Origin of the sequence: Dietzia sp. DQ11-44, assembly GCF_014145205.1 — a bacterium.
Taxonomy (GTDB): domain Bacteria; phylum Actinomycetota; class Actinomycetes; order Mycobacteriales; family Mycobacteriaceae; genus Dietzia; species Dietzia natronolimnaea.
Window position 1 is genome coordinate 1 of sequence record NZ_JAALEC010000492.1, and the last position, 2,726, is coordinate 2,726.

Below are 2,726 nucleotides of genomic sequence, written 5' to 3' on the forward strand. Positions count from 1 at the left end.
GGCCTCGTCGTCGGCGTCCGGGTCGCCCCCGTCGTCGTCGAGCTCCACCCAGCCCCGCAGCGACGCGACGGCCGGGCACCGCCGGTCGGCCAGCGCGGCGTGGAGTTCCACGTCGGGGTTCAGGCCGGGTTGGACCAGTCGGAACACCTTGACCATGAGGTCGTCGCCGAACACCAGGGACGAGTTGGACTGCTCGCCCTCGAGCAACCTGCCCCGGGCGGGCTCGGGGGCGGGAGCGCCCGGGACCAGGCGGAACCGCAGCCCTCCCACCTCGTCCTGCGCGGAGAGGTGCGACACCAGTGACTCGGTCCCGCGCGGATCACGCAGTCCGTCGTAGACCACCGGTGAGGCGCCGTCGGGGGTCAGGGGGAGTGTCCGGCGGTCGTCCGGCAGGGTCCGCGCGGTGGCCAGTGGGACCTGATAGCGCTGTGGTCGCCCGTCCACCTCCACGTCCACCAGCAGGTGCTCCACCAGGACGTCGACGTGGTCGAGCAGCACCGCCCGCCGGGCGATCCGCACCGCCGACAGTCGCCGGCCCTTTCCCGCGAACCAGCGTTGTCCGGGGAGCCACTCGGTCAGCAACCTGACCATGGCGTCGTCGTCGACGGGGGTGATGCTCATGCCGCGCCTCTCATGCCGGGGTGTCCGTGGGACTGCGCAGCTCGAGCCAGTAGAAGCCGTAGCCGGGCAGGGTGAGCTGGTACGGGTCGGCGTCGATCTCGGGGAACGGGACCCCGCCGGTGAGCTCGGTGGGCCGTCGACCGGCGAACTCCGAGAGGTCCAGGCGCACGGCCTGCGGGAACCTCGAGAGATTGTTGACGCACAGGATCACGTCCGCCCCTGGGTCCTCGTCCGGGGCCCCCATCGTCCGGAGATAGGCCAGGATGCTCGGGTTGGACCCACCCAGATCGGTGAACTCGCCGCGCCCGAACGCCGGATGGCTCTTGCGCACGTGGATCATGCGTCGCGTCCAGTGCAGCAGGCTGGCGGTGGAGTTGAGCTGCGCCTCCACGTTGACGCCCTGGTAGCCGTACTGCGGGTCCATGATCACCGGGAGGTAGAGCCGGCCCGGGTCGCACCGGGAGAACCCGGCGTTGCGGTCGGGGCTCCACTGCATCGGCGTGCGCACGGCGTCGCGGTCGCCCAGCCAGATGTTGTCACCCATGCCGATCTCGTCGCCGTAGTACAGCACCGGGGACCCGGGCAGGCTGAGCAGCAGCGCCGAGAACAGCTCCAGCTGGTTGTGGTCGCCGTCGAGCAGCGGGGCCAGGCGGCGGCGGATGCCGATGTTGGCCTTCATCCGCGGGTCCTTGGCGTACTCCGCGTACATGTAGTCGCGTTCCTCGTCCGTCACCATCTCGAGCGTGAGCTCGTCGTGGTTGCGCAGGAAGATGCCCCACTGGGCGGAGGACGGGATGTCGGGGGTGTGCGCGAGGATCTCGGTGACGGGGAACCGGGACTGACGCCGCACCGCCATGAAGATCCTGGGCATCAGCGGGAAGTGGAACGCCATGTGGCACTCGTCGCCCACCTCGGGCTCGCCGAAGTACGCCACCACGTCCTCGGGCCACTGGTTGGCCTCGGCCAGCAGGACCCGGCCGGGGTACTCCTCGTCCACCACCGCCCGGCACTTGCGCAGGAACTCGTGCGTCTCGGGGAGGTTCTCGCAGTTGGTGCCGTCGCGCTCGAACAGGTACGGCACGGCGTCCAGGCGGAACCCGTCGATCCCCAGGTCCAACCAGAACCGCAGGACGTCGATCATCGCGTCCTGGACCTCGGGGTTGTCGTAGTTGAGGTCGGGCTGGTGGGAGAAGAAGCGGTGCCAGTAGAACTGTCCGCGCACCGGATCGTAGGTCCAGTTGGAGGTCTCGGTGTCGACGAAGATGATGCGGGCGTCCGGGTACCGGGTGTCGTCGTCGGACCACACGTAGAAGTCCCCGTACGGCCCGGTCGGATCGGACCGCGACTCGGTGAACCAGGCGTGGGTGTCGGAGGTGTGGTTCATCACCAGGTCGGTGATCACCCGGATGCCCCGCTGGTGCGCCTGGTCGAGGAAGTCGACGAAGTCCTCGACGGTCCCGAACTCGGGCAACACGGCGCGGAAGTCGCGGATGTCGTACCCGCCGTCGCGGAGCGGCGAGTCGTAGAACGGCGGCAGCCAGAGGCAGTCGACCCCCAACCACTCCAGGTAGTCGAGCTTCTCGGTGAGCCCGCGCAGGTCCCCGGTGCCGTTGCCGTCGGAGTCGTTGAACGCCCTGACCAGGACCTCGTAGAACACGGCTGACTTGTACCAGTCCCGATCGATCTCGAGCTCGGCCGCGTGCCGGTAGTTGTCGGCACTGGGCTCGACCACGTGACCGTCGTCGGTGAGCTCGGGCTCGGGGTGTCGGGGATCGGACCGGTGGGGGTCGGCCTGGTGTTGGTCGGGCTTGTGGCGCGACATCGGTGACATGGGGGCGAGCCTACGGCCCAGTACGATCCGTTGCATGCGGAAAATCGGCCCGGCGGAGCGTATCCGCGGCCTGAGGGGCGTGGATCCCGCGCGGTCGTATCGCCAGCGGCACGGCCGCCGGGCCCGCGCGCTGGCGGCCCTGTTGGATGTCGACGACGACGAGGTGGTCGTGCGCCCCTGGGAGTTGCGACTGCCCCGGACGGTCATCCTCGCCGCGGCCCGGACCAGGGGCCTGGAACCCGTGGGAGGCCCCGGGGAGCCCGGGCGACGCGGA

Annotated in this window: 2 protein-coding genes and 1 pseudogene; 1 reads left to right on the forward strand and 2 read right to left on the reverse strand. The window is 69.8% G+C overall.

Annotation, left to right across the window (positions count from 1 at the left end; genetic code table 11):
• Together G6018_RS12395 and treS are read right to left on the reverse strand one after the other, a co-directional pair.
• A pseudogene (locus G6018_RS12395) lies at nucleotides 1–621 on the reverse strand (hypothetical protein); the annotation flags it as partial.
• A 10-nt stretch (nucleotides 622–631) separates the two neighbouring features.
• On the reverse strand, nucleotides 632–2,443 hold the full coding sequence (gene treS, locus G6018_RS12400) for a maltose alpha-D-glucosyltransferase (protein WP_182639759.1): 1,812 nt from the start codon (nucleotides 2,441–2,443) through the stop codon (nucleotides 632–634).
• Nucleotides 2,444–2,486: 43 nt separating this feature from the next.
• On the opposite strand from treS, the gene G6018_RS12405 reads away from it, so the two are divergent.
• On the forward strand, nucleotides 2,487–2,726 hold a 240-nt coding region (locus G6018_RS12405), incomplete at its 3' end, for a hypothetical protein (RefSeq protein WP_182639758.1).